This window comes from Variovorax glucosi (genome assembly GCF_051216695.1).
Classification (GTDB): Bacteria; Pseudomonadota; Gammaproteobacteria; order Burkholderiales; family Burkholderiaceae_C; genus Variovorax.
Map to the genome: position 1 here is coordinate 636,790 of NZ_JBPJZE010000003.1, position 20,611 is coordinate 657,400.

Genomic DNA, 20,611 nt, shown 5'->3' on the forward strand with positions numbered 1-20,611 from the left:
GACGATGATCATGCGTGCGCAACGGACCTTGCTCGATGGCGACCGCTGGCATTTCAGCCATGGGCCGATCGACGTGCTGATTTCGGCCGAAGGCGATGCCGACGCGGTGGCGGGAGCGCATCACGATGCCTGGCTGCGCTTCGAAGGATTGCTCGACGAACTCGTCGGCGAACTGCAAATACTGCGCCGGCCTGTCGTGGCCGACGGCCCTCCGTTCGCAGCGTTGCGTGGTCCGGTCGCGCGCCGCATGTGGAGCGCATGCGCGCCGTTCGCGGCCACGCAGTTCATCACGCCGATGGCGGCCGTCGCCGGTGCAGTCGCGCAGGAACTCATCGCAAGTTATGAGCGCCCCGGCATCGACCGCGCCTGGGTCAACAACGGCGGCGACATCGCGCTGCACCTCGCACCCGGGCAGTCGGCGCGCGTCGGTCTCTTCGCCGATCTGGCGCGCTTCGATGTCGGCAGTGCGGCGCCGGTCGAAACCGATGCGCAGTTCACCGTCGATGCCGCGCATCCGGTGCGCGGTATCGCGACCAGCGGCTGGCGGGGCAGAAGCTTTTCGCTCGGCATCGCCGACAGCGTCACGGTGCTGGCCGCGACCGCAGCGCAGGCCGATGCCGCGGCCACCGTCATCGCCAACGCGGTGAACGCCGACGACACTGCGATCCGCCGCCGCCCGGCAAGCGAATGCAAGGACGACAGCGATCTCGGCGACCTGGCGGTGACGGTCGATGTTCCGTCGTTGGCGCCCGCGACGGTGCGCAGCGCACTCGATGCGGGCGCGGCCTGCGCACTGGCGTTGCAAAAGGCTGGCCACGTGTGGGCCGTGGCTCTGGTCTGCCAGGGCCAATGGCGGCGGATCGAGCCTTTGCCGACCCCTGTGTTCCCTTTATGCTCGACTGCTGCGCAGTGGGTTCTGCCCGAGGTACACGTCACATGATCGACATACGCCGCGTCTTCACGCATGTGGAGCACATCCATCACGAATTCGGTCCGCGCGCCGCGACGCCGCTGGTGCGCGGCGCCATCGGCGCGGTGCTGACCAATCCGTTCGCCGGCCGTTACGAACCGGACATCCTGCCGATGATGGCGCTGCTCGACCCGGTCGGCCTCGACATGGCGCGCCGCCTGCACGTGGCGATGGACGTGCCGCTCGAACGCATCTCCAGCTACGGCAAGGGGGCCATCGTCGGTGCGGCCGGCGAGCTCGAACACGGCGCGCTGTGGCATGTGCCCGGCGGCTACGCGATGCGCGAACTGCTCGGCTGGAAGGGCGACCGCAGCAACTACACGCAGGGCAAAGGTGAGGAGAAGACCGGCCAGCCGGGCAACGGCCTTTCGATCGTGCCGTCGACCAAGAAGGTCGGCCCGCCCGGCGCCGCGCTCGACGTGCCGCTGACCAACATCAACGCCAGCTATGTGCGCGGCCAGTTCGACGCCATCGAGGTGCGCGTGCCCGGCGCACCCGCCGCCGACGAGATCGTCTTCATCCTCGCGATGAGCACCGGCTACCGCGTGCATGCGCGCGTCGGCGGTTTGCTCGCTGAAAACATTTCAAAGTGGGATGGACTCCGATGAATACCGATACATCAAACGACATGCGCAGGATTAATCCAAAAACACCGTGGAACTGGCTTTGCCGGGCCGCTGGTGTTGCCCCCTGCAAGGGGGTTGGCGAAGCGACACGAAGTGCGCGAAGACTGGGGGTAAGCCAGTGACCGCCAACATTCGCAAACTGATCGTGCAGGTCGACGAGGTCCGCAAGGAGATGGGCCGGACCATCGATCCGCCGACGCGTCGCGCCGTCGCCATCGCCGTGATCGAGAACCCGTACGCAGGCCGCTACAGCGAGAACCTCGACGAGCTGATCGCCATCGGCGAAGAGCTCGGCGCGCTGCTCGGCCAGAAGGCCGTCGCCGCGCTCGGCATCGCGCCCGCCGATGCGCAGAGCTACGGCAAGGCCGCCATCGTCGGCGAGAACGGCGAGCTGGAGCATGCGGCAGCGATCCTGCATCCGAAGCTGGGTGCGCCGTTGCGTGCTGCGGTCGAGAAGGGCGCCGCGCTGGTGCCTTCGGCCAAGAAGCGCGGCACGCTCGGCACCGCCATCGACGTGCCGCTCGGTCACAAGGACGCTGCTTTCGTCCGCAGCCATTTCGATGCGATGGAAGCGCGGGTTTCCGATGCGCCGCGTGCCAACGAGATCGTGGTCGCGGTTGCGGTGACCGACAGCGGACGTCCGCTGCCGCGCATCGGCGGTCTTCGCCACGAAGAAATCAAGGGCGAAGACGGGCTGCGCTGAGCACGCGCGTCTCCTGATCTCCCCCATTCAATTTTTGCAGTTTCAAGGAGTTTGTCGATGAATCCAATGCGTCACGTCTTCACCGCCGCAGCAGTCGCTTCGCTCGCAGTTGCGATCGCCCCTGCGCATGCACAGGGCAGCACGATCAAGATCGGCGAGATCAACAGCTACAAGGCCCAGCCCGCCTTCCTCGAACCGTACAAGAAAGGCATGGAGCTGGCGGTCGAGGAGATCAATGCCAAGGGCGGCATTGACGGCAGGAAGATCGAGCTCATCACGCGCGACGACAACGCCAATCCCGGCGATGCGGTGCGCGTGGCCGAGGAGCTGGTGTCGCGCGAGAAGATCGACGTGCTGACCGGCACTTTCCTGTCGAACACCGGCCTGGCCGTGGCCGACTTCGCCAAGCAGAAGAAATTCTTCTTCCTGGCCGGCGAACCGCTGACCGACAAGCTCACCTGGCAGGGCGGCAACGCCTACACCTTCCGGCTGCGTCCGGGCACTTACATGCAGGCAGCGATGCTGGTACCCGAAGCCGTCAAGCTGAAGGCTAAGCGCTGGGCGGTGGTGTATCCCAACTACGAATACGGACAGTCGGCCGTCGCTGCATTCAAGACGCTGCTGAAGGCTGCGCAGCCGGATGTCGAATTCGTAGCCGAGCAGGCACCGCCGTTGGGCAAGGTCGATGCAGGCAGCGTCGCGCAGGCACTGGCCGATGCCAAGCCGGACGCGATCTTCAACGTGCTGTTCGGCGCCGACCTGTCGAAGTTCGTGCGCGAAGGGAACACGCGCGGCCTGTTCAAGGACCGCGCGGTCGTGAGCGTACTGACCGGCGAGCCCGAATATCTCGACCCGCTCAAGGACGAAACGCCTAACGGCTGGATCGTCACCGGCTACCCGTGGTATGGCGTGCAGACGCCAGAGCACAAGGCGTTCTTCCTCGCGTACCAAGGCAAGTACAAGGACTATCCGCGCCTTGGCTCGGTCGTCGGCTATTCGATGATTAAGTCGGCAGCGGCGGGTATTGCCAAGGCGAAGAGCACCGACAGCGCGAAGCTGGCCGCTGCGTTCAAGGGCCTGCAGGTCGACACCCCGTTCGGCCGCATCACCTACCGTGCCGAAGACCATCAGTCGACGATGGGCGCCTTCGTCGGCAAGACGAAGAACGACAACGGCCGCGGCGTGATGGTCGACTACACGTACTTCGACGGCGCGAAGTTCCAGCCGCCGGCTGCGGACGTAGCCAAGTCCCGCGCGAAGGACTGAGAGCAGACCTCGCCGCCATGAGTTTCTCCGGTTTCATCGTTCAACTGCTCAACGGCCTGGCCGGGGCTTCCTCGCTGTTCCTCGTCGCGGCGGGGCTTTCGCTGATCTTCGGCGTCACGCGCATCGTCAATTTTGCGCATGGCTCGTTCTTCATGGTGGGCATCTACCTCGCCTACACGCTGGTCGAGAAGCTCGGCACCGGGCTCGGTTTCTGGCCGGCGCTGGTGCTCGCGGCGGTGGGTGTCGGCGTGCTGGGCGCCCTGATCGAAGTGGTGCTGCTGCGGCGCATCTACAAGGCGCCCGAACTGTTCCAGCTGCTCGCGACTTTCGCGCTGGTGCTGGTCATCAAGGACGCGGTGCTGTGGCTCTGGGGACCGGACGAGCTGCTCGGCCCTCGCGCGCCGGGCCTGTCGGGCTCGGTGATGATCCTCGGACGTCAGTTTCCGAGCTACGACCTGTTCCTGATCGTCGTCGGCCCTGTGGTGCTGGCGCTGGTCTGGCTGCTGCTCACGCGCACACGCTTCGGCACGCTGATCCGCGCCGCGACGCAGGACCGCGAGATGGTCAGCGCGCTCGGCATCAACCAGGCCTGGCTGTTCACGGCGGTGTTCGGGCTCGGCGCGCTGCTGGCCGGACTCGGCGGCGCACTGCAGCTGCCGCGCGAACCCGCCACGCTGGAGATGGACCTCAACACCATCGGCTCCGCATTCGTCGTGGTGGTCGTCGGCGGCATGGGCTCGATCCCCGGCGCCTACGCGGCGGCATTGCTCATCGCCGAGATCAAGGCGATCTGCATCTGGCTCGGTGTGGTGGATATCTTCGGCTACAGCGTGTCGTTCTCGAAGCTCACGCTGGTGGTGGATTTCCTGGTGATGGCGATCGTGCTGGTCTGGCGTCCGTGGGGCCTGTTTGGCAAGGCGCAGGCGCCAAGCCGCTATGTCGGCATGCAGGAAGAACCGTTGCGTCGCGCTTCCAGGCCGTACCTCGTGGCGGCTGCCGTGTTCGGGTTCGTGCTAGTCGCGATGCCGCTGCTGACAACCGGCTCGCCCTACACCACGGTGCTGATGATCGATCTGCTCATCGCCGCGCTGTTCGCAGCCAGCCTCCACTTCATCATGGGACCGGCGGGCATGCATTCGTTCGGCCACGCGGCGTACTTCGGGCTCGGCGCGTACGGTGCAGCGCTGCTGGTGCGGTCAAGCGGTCTGCCGATGGAAGCGGCACTGGTCCTCGCGCCGCTGGTCGCGGCTATCGGCGCCTTCGTCTACGGCTGGTTCGCGGTGCGGTTGTCGGGCGTGTACCTCGCGATGCTCACGCTGGCCTTCGCGCAGATCACCTGGGCGATCACCTACCAGTGGGATGCGTTCACCGGCGGCAGCAACGGGCTTACCGGCGTCTGGCCGGCCGAGTGGCTGTCGGACAAGCGCATCTATTACTGGCTCACGCTGGCGCTGGTCGGCGCGGGCGTGCTGTGGCTGCGCCGCGTGCTGTTCTCGCCGTTCGGCTATGCGCTGCGTGCGGGTCGGGATTCGGTGCTGCGCGCCGACGCGATCGGCATCGACGTGAAGCGGATGCAGTGGGCGGCCTTCGTGATCGCGGGTACTGCCGCCGGGCTGGCCGGTGCGCTGTATGCGTTTTCGAAGGGCAGCATCTCGCCGGAGAGCATGAGCGTCGGCAAGTCGGTCGACGGGCTGGTGATGGTGCTGCTGGGCGGCATCCAGACGCTGGCGGGGCCGGTGGTGGGTGCGGTGACTTTCACCTGGCTGCACGACACGGTGGCGCGCAATACGGACTACTGGCGGGCGATGCTGGGCGGGATCATTCTGGTGCTGGTGCTGCTTTTTCCGCAGGGGATTGCGGGCTCGGCAAAGCTTTTGTTCGAGCGGGTGCGCACCCGTGGTGTGGCCGGGGGGAGCCCTCACCCCAACCCTCTCCCGGGGGGAGAGGGAGTAAGAGGGGAAGCGAAATCATGAGCCTGCTTAAAGTCAACAACCTCGGCAAATCGTTCGGCGGCGTGAAGGCGGTGGACGGGATCACGTTCGATCTGGCTGCCGGCGAGCTGCTGGCGCTGATCGGGCCGAACGGCGCGGGCAAATCGACGACCTTCAACATGGTCAACGGGCAGCTCAAGGCCGACCAGGGATCGATCCTGCTCGACGGCCAGGAACTCGTCGGGCGCAAGCCGCGCGAGATCTGGCGGCAGGGCGTCGGACGCACCTTCCAGATCGCCGAGACCTTCGCATCGCTGACCGTGATCGAAAACGTGCAGATGGCGCTGCTGTCGCACGACGGCAAGCTGTTCTCGACCTGGCGTCGCGCCTCCGACCATCGCCGCGACGACGCGCTCGCGTTGCTCGAACAGGTCGGCATGAAGGCGCAGGCCGACCGGCCATGCAGCGTGCTCGCATACGGCGACGTGAAGCGCGTCGAACTCGCCATCGCGATGGCCAACAGCCCGAAGCTGCTGCTGATGGATGAGCCCACTGCCGGCATGGCGCCGAAGGAGCGCAATTCGCTGATGGCGCTGACCAAGCAACTGGTCATCGACCGCGGCATGGCGGTGCTGTTCACCGAGCACAGCATGGACGTGGTCTTCGCCTACGCCGACCGCATGATCGTGCTGGCGCGCGGACGCCTCATCGCGCAGGGCAAGCCGCTGGAAATCCGCGACGACCCGAAGGTGCAGGAGGTGTACTTCGGCAGCGGAAAAACCTTCGAGAAGATTGCGCAAAAGGCTGCGCAGGTGAACGCCGCCGTGCACCAGGAAGTGTCCGCATGAGCGCGCAGCAAGAAACACTGCTCGACGCCAGGTCGCTTTGCGCCTGGTACGGCGCGGCGCAGATCCTCTACGACGTCGATCTGAACGTGCGGCGCGGTGAAGTCGTCGCGCTGATGGGGCGCAACGGCGCCGGCAAGTCGACCACTCTGAAGGCGCTGATCGGCATGCTCGCGAAGCGTCGCGGCACGGTGCACTTCATGGGGCAGGACATCTCGAAGAGCGAGCCGCATGTTGCGGGTCGATTGGGTCTGGGTTTCGTGCCCGAGGACCGGCGCGTGTTCACCGATCTCACGGTGCTGGAGAACCTCGAAGTCGGCAGGCAGCCCGCGCGCCGCTGGAGCGACGGCACCGGCGCACCGGTCTGGACGACCGAGCGTCTCTTCAGGCTTTTCCCCAACCTTGGCGAGATGCCTCAGCGACCCGGCGGCCGCATGAGCGGCGGCGAACAGCAGATGCTGACCGTGGCGCGCACGCTCATGGGCAATCCGTATCTGGTGCTGCTCGACGAGCCGTCCGAAGGCGTGGCGCCTGTCATCGTCGAGCAGATGGCGAACATGATCCTGGAGCTAAAGGCGCAGGGCGTGAGCATCCTGCTCTCGGAGCAGAACATGCACTTCGCGGAGCTGGTGTCGGACCGGGCGTATGTGCTCGAAAAGGGCCAGATCCGCTATCAGGCTTCGATGGCCGAACTGGCCGCGAACGACGAGGTTCGTCGGGCTTATCTTTCCGTTTGATTTCAACATTGCACAGGAACGCAACCATGCATCGCAGAACCATCCTTCACGCCGGCGCCGCACTCGGTCTGGCCGCACTGTCGCCCCAGCTTTTCGCGGCGACCAAGATCAAGCCGGCCGGCAATTCGGCACTGATCGTGGTCGACGTGCAGAACTGCTTTCTCGAAGGCGGCACGCTCGCGGTCAAGGGCGGCGGCGAGGTGATCCCGGTCATCAACAAGCTCGCGGAATCCTTCGGCAACATCGTCGTCACGCAGGACTGGCACACCGCCGGCCATGCATCGTTCGCCAGCACCTACAGCGGCAAGAAGCCTTTCGAGACAACCAAGCTCGGCTACGGCACGCAAGTCTTGTGGCCCGACCATTGCGTGCAGGGCACCGACGATGCATCGCTCGGCAAGGACCTGAAGCTGCCGACCGCGCAGCTCATCATCCGCAAGGGCTTCCACAAGGAAATGGACAGCTATTCGGCGTTTGAGGAAGCCGATCACAAGACGGTGACGGGCCTTGCCGGCTACCTCAAGGCGCGCGGCATCAAGACGGTCTTCATCACCGGCTTGGCGACCGATTTCTGCGTCGCATGGACCGCGATGGATGCGCGCAAGGCCGGCTTCGAGGCCTACGTGATCGAGGACGCGACGCGCGCCATCGACCTGAACGGATCGCTCGCAGCCGCGTGGAAGCAGATGGCGTCGAAGGGCGTCAAGCGCATCCAATCGACGGACATTGGGGGCGCCTGAACGATGCCCGCGGTGCCCGCTCTCGCGCTCACCGTCAACGGTCGCGCAGTCGAATGCGCGGTGTCGCGGGAGGCATCGCTGCTGCACCTGCTGCGCAACGACCTCGGCCTCAACGGCCCCAAGTACGGCTGCGGATTGGGCCAATGCGGCGCGTGCACGGTATGGGTCGACGGCGTCGCGGCACGCAGCTGCGTGATCCCGGCGCATGGCGTGGCGGGGCGTGCGATCACGACGCTCGAAGGGATTGGCTCGCGCGGCGACTGGCATCCCGTGCAGCAGGCCTTCGAAGACGCGCAGGCCGCGCAATGCGGCTACTGCCTCAACGGCATGGTGATGCAGGCGGCGGCGTTGCTGGCACGCGATCCGCAGGCGGACGAGACGCGCATCCGTTCGGAGCTTTCGGGCAATTTGTGCCGTTGTGGTACGCATGTGGAGATCGTGCGGGCGGTGCAGCTGGCGGCATCCCGTCTGGCCGGTCACGGTGCCGCAGCCGGGTGATCGGCGGATGACGACACGCCGCGCCGACCTGCCGCGCACGCGCCGCGATTTCCTCTCGGCAGACGGCGCACTGATCGTCGTGCGTCCCACGCCGCCGCCGCCCGCACCGGTGCTCGGGCAGCCGGTCGCCGTGTCCGGCAATCCGGCCGAGGGCGATGAAATCCTGATCGCCGTATGGGATGACGGCAGCGTGACCGCGCTGAACGGCCATGTCGACCTGGGCACCGGCATCCGCACCGCGCTCGCGCAGATCGCCGCCGAAGAACTCGACGTGCCGTTCGACGCGGTGAACATGGTGCTCGGCGACACGGCGCGCGCGCCCAACCAGGGCGGCACGATTGCCAGCGCGTCGATCCAGGTGCATGCGGCGCCGTTGCGTGCGGCGGCTGCGCAGGCGCGACACTGGTTGCTGGCGCGCGCTGCGGACGAATTCGGCGTGACGGCGGATGCGCTGCGCATTGACGTCGGTGTCGTGTCGGTGAGCGATGACGCGGCGCGACGCATCGCCATTGGCGCGCTGGTCGCAGGGCAGCGCACGGTGCTGCAACTCGACCCTTTCACCCCTACCAAGCCGGCCGCCGACTACCGGCTGGTCGGCACGCCGCAGCCGCGCGTCGACATACCGGCCAAGCTCGCGGGAGAGCTCGTCTTCGTGCACGACATGCGCGTGCCCGGCATGCTGCACGGGCGCGTCGTGCGGCCGCCGTATGCGGGCGCGGACCACGGCGACTTCATCGGCAACACGCTGGAGTCGGTCGACGAATCCTCCGTCGCGCACATACCCGGCCTGCGCGCGGTGGTCGTGCTGCGCGATTTCGTCGGCGTCGTCGCCGAACGCGAGGAACATGCCGAGCAGGCGATGCGCGAACTGCGCGTGACATGGAAGCCGTGGCCCGGCATGCCCGACCTGTCGGACGTGGCGCAGGCGCTGCGCGACAACCCGTCGACGCAAAGAGTGCTGGTCGACGAAGGCGATGTCGACGGCGCGATGCGGCAGGCGACGCAGCCGATGCGCCGCACCTACGTGTGGCCGTACCAGATGCATGCGTCGATCGGGCCGTCGTGTGCGCTGGCCGACTGGTCGCCCGCTGCATCGGACGGCATCAGGTTGCGCGTCTGGGCCGGCTCGCAGAGCCCGCACGTGCTGCGCGCCGATCTTGCACAGCTGATGGCGCTGGACGAAATCGCTGTCGACGTCGTGCGGATGGAAGCTGCCGGCTGCTACGGCCGCAACGGCGCCGATGACGTGGCTGCGGATGCCGCTTTGCTGGCTCGCGCGGTCGGCGCACCGGTGCGCGTGCAGCTGTCGCGCGAGCAGGAACATGCGTGGGAGCCGAAGGGCGCGGCGCAGCTGATGGAGATCGACGGCGGGTTGATGGCAGACGGCCGTGTCGCCGCCTACGACTTCGAGACCTCCTACCCGTCGAACGGTGCGCCGACGCTCGCGCTGCTGCTCACACGCACCATCGAGCCGGTCGCGCATGCCTACGAGATGGGCGACCGCACCGCGCGTCCGCCGTATGCGTACGAGAACCTGCGGGTGAAAGTCAACGACATGGCGCCGATCGTCCGCGCGTCGTGGCTGCGCGGTGTGTCGGCGCTGCCGAGTTCGTTCGCGCACGAGTCGTACATCGACGAGCTCGCGACGGCGGCGGGTGTCGATCCGGTGCAATTCCGGCTGCGCCATCTGACCGATCCGCGTGCTATCGAGCTGGTGCAGGCGACGGCGCAGAAGGCCGGCTGGCGCATGCGCACCGGGCCGCAGGAAAACGCGGACGGCGGGCTGGGCGCGGGCGGCGACATCCTGTTCGGCCAGGGCTTTGCGTATGCGCGCTACGTCCACAGCAAATGGCCGGGCTACGGCGCGGCATGGGCGGCGTGGGTGGCCGATGTCGAGGTCAACCGCGTTACCGGCGAAGTGCATGTGCGTCGTGTGGTCGTGGGGCATGACGCGGGAATGATGGTGAACCCGGCCGGGGTCGAGCGTCAGGTGCACGGCAACGTGATCCAGACGACGAGTCGCGCGCTGATGGAAGAGGTGCGATTCGCACCGCAGCAGGCCGGTGGGGCGGCGGGCGGCGAAATCGCTGCGGGGCGTCCGGCTTCGGGCACGGTGGCGAGCCGGGAATGGGGCGGGTATCCGATCCTGAATTTCCGGCAGGTTCCGGTGATCGAGGTGATGCACATGCCGCGCCAGGGCGAGGTGCCGCTGGGGGCGGGGGAGTCGTCGTCGGTGCCGGGGACGGCGGCGATCGCGAATGCGATCTTCGATGCGACGGGGGTTCGGTTTCGCGAGCCGCCGTTCACGGCCGAAGTCGTGCGCGCGGCGTTGAATCCGCTCCCTTCCCTTTCGGGGGAGGGCTGGGGTGGGGGCCAGCAAGCGCGCGATGTCCGATTGGGTGAGAAGTTGGGGCAGCCCCCCTCCCAGCCTCCCCCCGGGAGGGGGAGGGGCAATACCGGAGCGGGGCGGAGCAAGACACTTCGGGCTACCGCGAGCGCGCTCGCCATCGGCGCAATCGGCCTCGTAGCCGGCCTGTTCGGCTGGCGTTCCGTCATCGCACCCGTCGCCTTCACCACGCCCGCCTACAGCGCATCGACCATCGAACGCGGCCGCGTGCTCGCCGCCATCGGCGACTGCGCGGTCTGCCACACCGCGACAGGCGGCGCGCCCAACGCCGGCGGCCGCGCGATGGACACGCCCTTCGGCACCGTCTACACCACCAACCTCACGCCGGACGCCGACACCGGACTCGGCAGCTGGTCGTTCACCGCCTTCCAGCGCGCGATGCGCGAAGGCGTCTCGCGCGACGGACATTACCTTTATCCGGCGTTTCCGTACACGGCCTTCGCGAAGACGAGCGACGACGATCTCCAGGCGCTGTATGCGTACTTCATGTCTCAGCCCGCCGTGCATGCCGAGACGCCGAAGCCGGACATGAAATTCCCGTTCAACGTTCGTCCGTTGATGGCCGGATGGAACGCGCTTTTCCACGACCCGATGCCGTACGCACCCGTCGCTGCACGGAGCGCCGAATGGAACCGAGGCGCCTACCTCGTCAACGGACTCGGTCATTGCGGCGCCTGCCACACGCCGCGCAATGCGCTGGGCGCGGAGCAGGGCGGCGCGGCGTTTCTGTCCGGCGCCATCGCCGACGGCTGGGAGGCGCCTGCGCTCAACGGCATGTCCAGAGCCGCCGTGCCATGGAACGCGGACGAGCTCTATCGCTATCTGCGCCACGGCCACACGGAATGGCACGGCATCGCCGGCGGGCCGATGGCGGAAGTGGTGCGCGAACTGCAGCAGGTGCCCGACGCGGATGTGCGGGCGATGGCGACGTATCTGGCATCGCCGGATGCATCGACTGCCGCGCCCGCATCGAACGCCACGTCGGCCGAAACTGCAGCACTTGCCGCACGTGCCACACGTGCCGTGCAGACCGCCGCCGCCGGACGTGGCCAACTGCTCGGCCCCGCACAGCGCATGTTCGACAGCGCTTGCGCCGCCTGCCACCACGACGGCGACGGCCCGACACTGCTCGGCATCAACAAACCGTTGGCCCTGAACAGCAATCTCACGAGCGACCGGCCGGACAACCTGCTGCGCACGATCCTCGACGGCGTCCGCGCGCCAGCGACGAAGGGCATCGGCTTCATGCCCGCCTTTCGCGACGCGCTCGACGATGCGCAGATTGCCGAACTCGCCGGGTATATGCGTGCGCGATTTGCGCCGCAGGCCGCGCCCTGGCCGGAATTGGCAAAGGATGTGGCGCGGGTGCGCGGCGAAAGCGGGCATCGTTGAGCGCATAAGACAAAACTTCTCCTCGAACGCATAGCGCGTCTCGACGCAAACCTATTGCCTAAATGCCGCGTCAGTCCTTTGAAGCGAACGCCGCAGAATGCCCGGCGTTGCGTTTCAAAGGGAGATATGAATGGCCAAAGCCATCGAAGAAAAGAAGATCGCGTATTTGAAGTCGAGCAACTTCTTGCGCCTGTGGTCCGAGCGGGAATGCGAGATTTGCGAGGTCGAAGGCGTGGGGCTCTCGATGGCACGCGCCGCGCCGCCGTTGCTGCATGCGCGGCCCGTGGAGGCTGTGCCGGAGCGTGCGGTGAACGAAGTGACGGCGCTGAAGAAGAAGGTGCCGGAGGATCCGTACCTGAATGTTTTCAACGCCATGTTGAGAACGGCGAACGCGGTATCGGATTTCTCGGACTGGTTGAAGCGACCACCTGAGAAGATGGCGAGTGTCGCGGTGCAGAAGAACAAGGCGTTGCTTGCGACGTCCCCTTCAAGAAAGGTGCCGCCCTTCGATATTCAGGATGTACCGAAGGCGATGCGCAAGCTGCATATGCCGATGGCGGCGAAGTTGCAGGAAAGGTGGTTTGCGGGACAGGAGAATTATTCGCTGACGAGCGACGACCTACAGAACGAACTTGATCAACATGGCGTTCGGTACGTGCCGGGCATGATCGAATCGACGACCATAAAAATGGACTGGGTCCTCTCGTTCAGCCGCGCCAAGAAGGCATTCGAGGACCTGATAGAGCAGCGTCTGATCCTGCCTGTTGCTCGCGATATTCTGAGAAAGAAATTGGCGCCTTATCGAAATCGTTTAGACCTTGTAGCCTGGAATGCTGCGGGATCCGACTTTTTCCGATTCCACCAGATGTTTCAGTTTCAACTGATAAAGGTGAACGCCACTTGGGGTCAACGCATCGAGGAGTTCATGATTCGATTTGCTACCTCGGGTGGAGTGCCTGACGATCTCACTGCCGCCCTCGGATCTTTCAATCTTTACGCAGCTATCCAGTATGCGTATTTCGATCATGCGAATCGGACGGCAGTTATCACACACGTCTCGGTCTATGTCCGAGATTCCTATGAATTCTCCGACGAGCAATATCTGGGGCATTGGAGCTCAAGCCATGTTGCGGTCGTGCCTGCGCACCAATTGGCGTCAGGTAAAGGTTGGCTGGACTATCCGGTCGTGGAGGGCAGTATTTACGCGCAAGACAGTACGTTCTACCCCGTGACAAATAAGCACTATCGCGATTGGCGCGCGAAATTTGGCCAAGGTGGCGACTTCATGATTTACACGGATCGTCTCAGCGTTAAGCTCGACCGTCCGATTCAAATAGTTCTATGAATGTGGCGGGTTAATTTGTGAAAATAGAATTTACTCGAAGCCTTGGATGGCTCGCTTGTATTTTGCTCGCAATGCAATTGGGTAATTACGCAATCGATGCGCGAATGCGAACAGAGCGTGTGCCGCGTTGTGTATGGAGGCCTGTCGAAAATAACGGCGAGTCTTCGTATTCAGCGCGATACTGCCGCCTGGACAAGGAAACAGTTCTTTTGCGAATTTTCGGTGCCGTAGGCAGCAAGCCGGTTGCCGAACGATCTTTTCAGCATTCTGATGCGCCTAATTTTTTTTGGAAAGATAGCGGACTTGTATACGACGCCTATCCTAACGGCGACACAGTCATGCTACCTCCGACGTTCATTGATAAGCTGAAGGCGCGACTCCCCTAAAACCAGACTAAAAAGCAATGCTTTCCGTGCTCTATCCGGGAACGAACGGCGACGACCGCAAATGGCGTCAGAAACATGGGCGAGGCGGCGACTTCATGATTTACACCGATAGGATCAGCGTCAGGCTGGCTTAACCCATCCAAATCGCAATGTGATGACCCGGACCATTCGCTGCTTATGAGTAACCGAATTCTGAAACTCGCAGCAGGATTGACGGTCGTCTTTGCGGTCTTCTGTTTTGGCGACTATCTCCTGGACGCTCACAAACGAATCACGCGTGGATCTTTATGTGAATGGGAGGAGGTCCCAAATCCAGAAAACGTTCCTTATGACGGCCGGTGGTGCAAGCTGACGAAAGACACGGCGCTATTGCAGCTCTACGACAGCATCACTGGAACGATGGTTGCGGAACGAATGTTCTTTGATCTGGACAGGCCGATTTTTTCTCGGTGATAACTATCGCCTCGGCTATGACAGCAGAGGTGATGGCTCAGCGATTCAGCTACCACCCACGCTGATCGACCGCATCAGAGCCAGCATGCCCTGACCGCGCAGCCAGCTCAGCACGCGGACGAAATCTAATCCCCCATGCTGAGTTTTTCGATGTTCGTCCACGGCTGCTTTCCCTACGATGGCTGCATCCCCCGCAACGCCCGCAATGACGAACTCACCCGCAGCCCCAGGCCGTCCACGCTTCAACCAGCCTATGGGCGGCGACGACGTCCCCCGATTCGCCGGCATCGCGACCATGATGCGGCTTCCGCATCAACCCACTACTGAAGGCCTCGACGCCTGCTTCGTCGGCGTGCCGTTCGACCTGGGCACGTCCAACCGTTCCGGTGCGCGCTTCGGGCCGCGCCAGGTGCGCAGCGAATCGGTGCTGCTGCGGCCCTACAACATGGCGACGCGCGCCGCGCCTTTCGATTCGCTGCAGGTCGCGGACATCGGCGATGTCGCCACCAACGCCTACAACATCGTCGACTCCATCGACCGGATCGAAAAAGCGTACGACACCATCATTGCCGACGGCTGCCGTCCGATCACCATCGGCGGCGACCACACCATCGCGTGGCCGATCCTGCGCGCGATGCACAAGCGCTACGGCAAGATCGGCGTGGTGCACGTCGATGCGCATGCCGACGTCAACGACACCATGGGCGGCGAAAAAATTGCGCACGGCACGCCGTTTCGCCGCGCGGTCGAAGAGGGGTTGCTCGACTGCAACCGCGTGGTGCAGATCGGCCTTCGCGGCACCGGCTATCACGCCGATGATTTCGACTGGTGTCGCGCGCAGGGCTTCCGCGTCGTGCAGGCCGAGGAATGCTGGCACCGCAGCCTGACGCCGCTGATGAAGGAAGTGGCGGAGCGGGTCGGCGGCGGGCCGGTGTATCTCAGCTTCGACATCGACGGGCTCGATCCATCTTTCGCGCCGGGCACCGGTACGCCGGAGATCGGCGGCCTTAGCGTGCAGCAGGGCATGGAGATCATTCGCGGCCTGCGCGGGCTGAACATCGTCGGCGCCGATCTGGTGGAGATTTCGCCGCCCTATGACCCGCATGGCACGACCGCGCTGGTCGGCGCCAACCTGGCTTTCGAGATGCTGTGCGTGCTGCCGGGCGTGATCTACCGCGACTGAACGCAGGCTGTCACCCAGTCGATGAATGCGGTGACGAGCGGGCTGTCGCAGACCTCGTGCCGGCCCACCAGGTAGTAGGCGTGCTTGGCCGGGATGCTGGTCTCGAACAGACGGACCAGCCGTCCCTCGGCCAGGTCGTGCCCGACCAGCAAACTGTCGCCAAGCGCGCTGCCCTGCGCATGGACCGCGGCTTCCATCGCGATGTGCGCGTTGCCCATCTCGGTCATGCGAAAGCCTGTGACCGGCACACCGGCGCCAAGCAGCCAGCGCGTCCACTCCGCACCGCCGTCCTCGCACAGCAGCGGATGGCTCCTTAGCTCATCAAGCGTGCGGACGCCCAGCAGTCCGTTGAACATCGCCGGATTGCAGACCGGGAACAGTTCGACATGCGTCAGCAGGCGCACCTGCCGGTCGGGCCAGATGCCGGTGCCGTAGCGGATGCACAGATCGACCGCCGGGGAGTAGACCTCCTTGTCGTCGTTCGACGCGATCAGCTTGAATTGCACGTCAGGATAGGTCGAAAGAAATTCGCCGATGTGCCGTGTCAGCACGCGCGAACTGAAGCCGAGCGGCGCCGACACCACCAGGTTGCCTGCCATCACCGGATCACCCAGCTTGGCTGCCGCGTTCGCGATCATCTGGAACGCCGCGCGAACCGACGGCAGCAACGCCTCGCCGTGCGAGGTGAGCTTCAGCTTCGTCTTGCTGCGGCTGAAAAGCTGCACGCCGAGTGCGTCTTCGAGCGTACGCAGCTGATGGCTGACCGCACTCGGCGTGACGCTGAGCTCGTCGGCGGCCTTGACGACGGTGAGATGGCGCGCGGTCGCGTCGAAGGCGCGCAGGGCGTTCAGGGGCGGTAGCCGGGTCCTCGTCGTGAGCCTTTTCGCGGGGTCTTGCATGCGATTTTTCTTCAGTTCGTCGAGGGGGATCTTCCGTACGCAAAGACCGGGCCATAAGCCGATTTTCGAAGGAATCCAGGGCTCTGCGACCCGCTTTTCATGCTGAGAATTTTTAACTTCCAGCGCCGCCTTAATCTCGGTTTTCATCGACGCGCTTCCTACCTACGATGCGTTCATTACAGCGAGAGACCCGTCCATGACCACAACAGAAGCCGGCGCAGAAAAGCGCCTTTGGGGCGCGCGATTCAAGTCGCAGCCGTCCGAAGCGCTGAAGGCGCTGTCGCGCTCGGAACCCAGCTTCTTTCGGCTCGTGCCCTACGACCTCGCCGGCTCGCGGGCGCATGCGCGGGAACTGCATCGCGCGGGCATCCTCGCGCAGGACGAACTCGACGCGCTGCAGGCCTGCATCGATGCCGTCGAGCGCGACTTCCTGAGCGGCACCGTCCAGCCGACGCCCGCAGACGAAGACGTCCACACCTTCCTGGAGCGCGTGCTGACCGAGCGCCTCGGCCCCGTCGGCGGCAAGCTGCGCGCCGGCCGTTCGCGCAACGATCAGGCCGCCAACGACCTCAAGCTCTACCTGCGCGACAAGGCACGCGTCATCGCGGCGGCAGTGCACGAGCTGCAGGACGCGCTGATCGCGCAGGCGGCGCAGCACACCGACACGCTGTCGACCGGCTTCACGCACCTGCAGCCCGCGCAGCCGATCGTCTTCGCGCATCACCTGATGGCACATGCGCAGGCGATCGGCCGCAATGTCGACCGGCTGATCGACTGGGACCGCCGCAGCGCGCGTTCGCCGCTGGGCGCCGCCGCGCTCGCGGGATCGGCCATCTGCCGCTCGCCGGAACTCTCCGCCGTCGAGCTCGGCTACGACGCGCCGTGCGAGAACTCGATCGATGCCGTGGCTGCGCGCGACCATGTGTGCGAGTTCCTGTTCATCGCCAGCATGCTGACAGTCGAGCTGTCGCGGCTTTCGGAAGAGGTGGTGCTGTGGTCGTCGCGGCAGTTCCAGTGGGTCGAGCTGGACGACGCCTACTGCACCGGCAGTTCGATCATGCCGCAGAAGAAAAACCCGGACATCGCAGAACTCACGCGCGGCAAGGCCGGCCGGCTGATCGGCAATCTGGTCGGCATGCTGTCGGCGCTGAAGTCGCTGCCGCTGGCCTACAACCGCGACCTGGCCGAAGACAAGAGCGCCGCTTTCGACAGCATCGACACGCTCTTGCTGGTGCTGCCCGCGATGGCCGGAATGATCCGCACGATGCGCGTCGATGTCGCGCAGCTGCGCCGGCATGCGCCGCTCGGCTTCACGCTGGCGACCGAAGTCGCGGACTGGCTGGCGCTGTCGGGCGTGCCCTTCAGCGAGGCGCACGAGATCACCGGCGCACTCGTCAAGGCCTGCGAAGCCGAAGGCATCGAGCTGGGTGCGGTGTCCGAATTGATGCTCGCCGAAGTCGATCCGCGCCTGACGCCCGACGTGCTGAAACACCTGACGCTCGAAGCCGCGATAGCAGCGCGCACCGGGCAGGGCGGCACGGCGCCGGTGCGGGTGGTCGAGCAGATCGCGCGTGCGAAGGCGGCGATGCTGCCGCGCGGCGAATGGATCGCCGCATACGAGGGGCCGCGATGCTGAACACCGACATGTCTGATATCTCGCAACTCCAGCACGTGCCGCGCCGCTATTGGGGTCGCTACGTCTGGACGGCGGCCATCGTCGCGATGCTGCTGTTCGTCGCCAACGCTTTTGCGCGCGGCAACATCGAATGGGCTTACGTCGGCCGCTTCCTCACCGCGAAAACGATCCTCACCGGGCTGGTGAACACCATCGTCATGAGCGTCCTCGCGATGGCGCTGGGCATCGCGCTCGGCGTCGTCACCGCGGTGATGCGCGTGTCGAGCAACCCGGTGCTGAGCTGGGTCGCACGCGGCTATGTATGGCTGTTCCGCGGCACGCCGGTCATCCTGCAATTGCTGCTGTGGTTCAACCTTGCGCTGGTGTTCCCGACCATCGGCATTCCAGGCGTCCTGGAGGCGCGCACCGTCGACCTGATGACGCCGTTCCTCGCCGCGCTGCTGGGCCTGGGCATCAACCAGGGCGCCTACACGTCGGAGGTGGTGCGCGCGGGCCTGCTGTCGGTCGACGTCGGCCAGTACGAAGCCGCCAAGTCGATCGGCATGCCGCGCATGCTGGCGCTGCGCCGCGTGATCCTGCCGCAGGCGATGCGCGTGATCATTCCGCCGATCGGCAACGAGTTCGTCGGGATGATCAAGCTGACATCGCTGGCCAGCGTGATCCAGTTCGCCGAGATCCTGCACAGCGCGCAGAACATCTACTACGCCAACACTCGCGTGATCGAGCTGCTGATCGTCGCCGGCATCTGGTACATCGCCGTCGTCACCGTGCTGTCGCTGCTGCAGGGTCGCGTCGAAGCGTTCTACGCACGCGGTGCAGGTCGCACCACTTCCAGGCAGTGAGGCACGGGATGTCGAGCATCAATTTGAGCAACCGCGATCCGATCGTCCGCGCGGTTGACCTGTGCAAGAGCTTCGGCGATTTCCAGGCGCTGAAGGACATCACGGTCGACATTCCGGTCGGCGAAGTGCTGTGCGTCATCGGCCCGTCGGGCTCCGGCAAGAGCACCTTCCTGCGCTGCATCAACCAGCTCGAAACCGTGACCGGCGGCGCGCTCTGGGTCGGCGGCGAACTGGTCGGCTACCGGCGCGTCGGCGACAAGCTGCATCCGCTGTCCGAGACGGAAATCGCCCGTCAGCGCCTGAAGACCGGCATGGTGTTCCAGCGCTTCAACCTGTTCCCGCACATGACGGTGCTGGAGAACGTGATCGAAGGACCGCTGCGCGTACAGCGCCGGCCCAGGGCCGAGGCGGTTGCCGAAGCGAAGGCGCTGCTGGCACGCGTCGGGCTGGAGAACAAGAGCGGCGCGTTCCCTGTCGAGCTGTCGGGCGGGCAGCAGCAGCGCGTGGCCATCGCGCGCGCGCTCGCCATGCGGCCGCAGCTGATGCTGTTCGACGAGCCGACATCGGCGCTCGACCCGGAACTCGTCGGCGAGGTGCTGTCGGTGATGCGCGACCTCGCAACCTCGGGCATGACGATGGTCGTGGTCACTCATGAGCTGGGCTTTGCGCGCGACGTCGCGACGCGCGTCATGTTCATGGACAAGGGCCGGATCGTGGAGACCGGGCCCGCCGAACAGGTGCTATCGGCGCCGGCGCATCCGCGCACGCGCGACTTCATCTCGGCCGTGCGCGGCTGACCGAATTTTTGTTTGCCAATCCAAGGAATCCCACCATGACTTCCACATCGCTTCGTTCGCTGACCCTGATAACCGCTTTGGCTGCTTTGGCCGCCACGATGCTGGCGCCGGCCGCACAAGCCCAGGAGGCGCGCACCAAGGGCGCTCCGCTGCGCGCGGCCGTCGTCTCGAACTATCCGCCGCTCGAATACAAGGACCCGGCGACCGGCGTGCTCATGGGTTTCGACATCGATCTCGGACAGGCGCTGGCCGCTGCCATGGGCACCACCGTCAAGTGGGAGGAAACCAGCTTCGACCAGATGATGAGTTCGCTCGCGACCGGTCGCGTCGACATGATCATCTCCGGCATGACCGACCTGCCGACGCGCCGTGAAACGGTGCGCTTCATCGATTACCTGAAGACCGGTCCGCAGTTCTACGTGATGAAAACGCGCGCCGCCGAGTTCGCGGGCATGGAGGCGCTCTGCGGGAAGAAGGTCGGAGCCAGTCGTCGCACGTCGTTTCCCGTCGAGATCACGAAGTGGAGCGACGAGAACTGCGTGAAGCCCGGCAAGCCCGCGATCGCCGTCGTCGGCACCGACGGCTCGGCCGATGCGCGCACTCAACTACGCCAAGGCCGGATCGATGCGGCAGTGCAGGGCGGCGAAACGCTGAACTACATCTTCGGCCAGGAGCCGAACACCTACATGCTGGTCGGCAAGCCATTCACGTTCCAGTATGTCGGCCTGGCGACCGCGAGAAAGGACGAGGCGTTGTTCAAGGAATTGTCCGGTGCGATGACCAAGATCATTGCCGACGGCACTTACGCCAAGGTCGCGGCCAAATGGGCGCTGACCGATTACGCGGTGCCAAAGCTGATCATCGACAGCGCAGATTGATTTGTCTCGTTGATGGAAAAGAATTAGCTGAAAGTCAGTGGCATCGTTACGCAATCTAATGGCTACTTGTCGCTGCA

18 protein-coding genes are annotated in these 20,611 nt (G+C 65.1%); 17 read left to right on the forward strand and 1 reads right to left on the reverse strand.

Annotation, left to right across the window (positions count from 1 at the left end; translation table 11 throughout):
- Nucleotides 1–10 precede the first annotated feature (10 nt).
- From ACSFA3_RS17705 to speB, 13 genes are all read left to right on the forward strand, one after another.
- A complete protein-coding gene (locus ACSFA3_RS17705) occupies nucleotides 11–940 on the forward strand; it encodes a UPF0280 family protein (RefSeq protein ID WP_435506790.1) in 930 nt (309 codons plus the stop codon).
- Nucleotides 937–1,578: an amino acid synthesis family protein gene (locus ACSFA3_RS17710; protein ID WP_435506791.1), complete on the forward strand. Its 642-nt coding sequence runs from the start codon at nucleotides 937–939 to the stop codon at nucleotides 1,576–1,578. Before ACSFA3_RS17705 ends, ACSFA3_RS17710 begins: the two co-directional genes overlap by 4 nt.
- A 136-nt stretch (nucleotides 1,579–1,714) precedes the next feature.
- A complete protein-coding gene (locus tag ACSFA3_RS17715) occupies nucleotides 1,715–2,299 on the forward strand; it encodes an amino acid synthesis family protein (RefSeq protein ID WP_435506792.1) in 585 nt (194 codons plus the stop codon).
- A gap of 57 nt (nucleotides 2,300–2,356) precedes the next feature.
- A complete protein-coding gene (locus ACSFA3_RS17720) occupies nucleotides 2,357–3,565 on the forward strand; it encodes an ABC transporter substrate-binding protein (protein WP_435506793.1) in 1,209 nt (402 codons plus the stop codon).
- Nucleotides 3,566–3,582: 17 nt separating this feature from the next.
- A complete protein-coding gene (locus ACSFA3_RS17725; RefSeq protein WP_435506794.1) occupies nucleotides 3,583–5,538 on the forward strand; it encodes an ABC transporter permease in 1,956 nt (651 codons plus the stop codon).
- Nucleotides 5,535–6,344, forward strand: coding sequence for an ABC transporter ATP-binding protein (locus ACSFA3_RS17730; protein WP_435506795.1), 810 nt, complete (start codon nucleotides 5,535–5,537; stop codon nucleotides 6,342–6,344). Before ACSFA3_RS17725 ends, ACSFA3_RS17730 begins: the two co-directional genes overlap by 4 nt.
- Complete coding sequence (locus ACSFA3_RS17735) at nucleotides 6,341–7,078, forward strand: ABC transporter ATP-binding protein (RefSeq protein ID WP_435506796.1); 738 nt, start codon at nucleotides 6,341–6,343, stop codon at nucleotides 7,076–7,078. Before ACSFA3_RS17730 ends, ACSFA3_RS17735 begins: the two co-directional genes overlap by 4 nt.
- 26 nt (nucleotides 7,079–7,104) lie before the next feature.
- Nucleotides 7,105–7,818 (forward strand): bifunctional nicotinamidase/pyrazinamidase, encoded by a 714-nt coding sequence (gene pncA / locus ACSFA3_RS17740; RefSeq protein ID WP_435506797.1) that lies wholly within the window; start codon nucleotides 7,105–7,107, stop codon nucleotides 7,816–7,818.
- A gap of 3 nt (nucleotides 7,819–7,821) precedes the next feature.
- A complete protein-coding gene (locus ACSFA3_RS17745) occupies nucleotides 7,822–8,316 on the forward strand; it encodes a (2Fe-2S)-binding protein (RefSeq protein WP_435506798.1) in 495 nt (164 codons plus the stop codon).
- A 7-nt stretch (nucleotides 8,317–8,323) separates the two neighbouring features.
- Nucleotides 8,324–12,115, forward strand: a complete 3,792-nt coding sequence (locus ACSFA3_RS17750) for a molybdopterin cofactor-binding domain-containing protein (RefSeq protein ID WP_435506799.1) — start codon at nucleotides 8,324–8,326, stop codon at nucleotides 12,113–12,115.
- Nucleotides 12,116–12,245: 130 nt separating this feature from the next.
- The gene (locus ACSFA3_RS17755) at nucleotides 12,246–13,460 is read left to right on the forward strand and encodes a DUF6402 family protein (protein ID WP_435506800.1); all 1,215 of its coding nucleotides are present in this window, start codon (nucleotides 12,246–12,248) and stop codon (nucleotides 13,458–13,460) included.
- Between the two features lie 403 nt (nucleotides 13,461–13,863).
- The gene (locus tag ACSFA3_RS17760; protein ID WP_435506801.1) at nucleotides 13,864–13,980 is read left to right on the forward strand and encodes a DUF6402 family protein; all 117 of its coding nucleotides are present in this window, start codon (nucleotides 13,864–13,866) and stop codon (nucleotides 13,978–13,980) included.
- Nucleotides 13,981–14,504: 524 nt separating this feature from the next.
- Nucleotides 14,505–15,482, forward strand: coding sequence for an agmatinase (gene speB, locus ACSFA3_RS17765; protein WP_435506802.1), 978 nt, complete (start codon nucleotides 14,505–14,507; stop codon nucleotides 15,480–15,482).
- Here the strand turns inward: speB and ACSFA3_RS17770 are convergent.
- On the reverse strand, nucleotides 15,470–16,381 hold the full coding sequence (locus tag ACSFA3_RS17770; protein WP_435506803.1) for a LysR substrate-binding domain-containing protein: 912 nt from the start codon (nucleotides 16,379–16,381) through the stop codon (nucleotides 15,470–15,472). The two genes, speB and ACSFA3_RS17770, sit on opposite strands and share 13 nt — an antisense overlap.
- A 196-nt stretch (nucleotides 16,382–16,577) precedes the next feature.
- Here ACSFA3_RS17770 and argH point away from each other — a divergent pair, with 196 nt between their 5' ends.
- From argH to ACSFA3_RS17790, 4 genes are read left to right on the forward strand one after another with little or no spacing between them, the layout of a single operon-like run.
- Nucleotides 16,578–18,017: an argininosuccinate lyase gene (argH, locus tag ACSFA3_RS17775; protein WP_435506804.1), complete on the forward strand. Its 1,440-nt coding sequence runs from the start codon at nucleotides 16,578–16,580 to the stop codon at nucleotides 18,015–18,017.
- Nucleotides 18,011–18,859, forward strand: a complete 849-nt coding sequence (locus ACSFA3_RS17780) for an amino acid ABC transporter permease (protein ID WP_435506805.1) — start codon at nucleotides 18,011–18,013, stop codon at nucleotides 18,857–18,859. Before argH ends, ACSFA3_RS17780 begins: the two co-directional genes overlap by 7 nt.
- Before the next feature lie 8 nt (nucleotides 18,860–18,867).
- Nucleotides 18,868–19,656, forward strand: a complete 789-nt coding sequence (locus tag ACSFA3_RS17785) for an amino acid ABC transporter ATP-binding protein (protein WP_435506806.1) — start codon at nucleotides 18,868–18,870, stop codon at nucleotides 19,654–19,656.
- Between the two features lie 35 nt (nucleotides 19,657–19,691).
- The gene (locus ACSFA3_RS17790) at nucleotides 19,692–20,534 is read left to right on the forward strand and encodes an ABC transporter substrate-binding protein (RefSeq protein WP_435506807.1); all 843 of its coding nucleotides are present in this window, start codon (nucleotides 19,692–19,694) and stop codon (nucleotides 20,532–20,534) included.
- The last annotated feature ends 77 nt before the right edge of the window (nucleotides 20,535–20,611 follow it).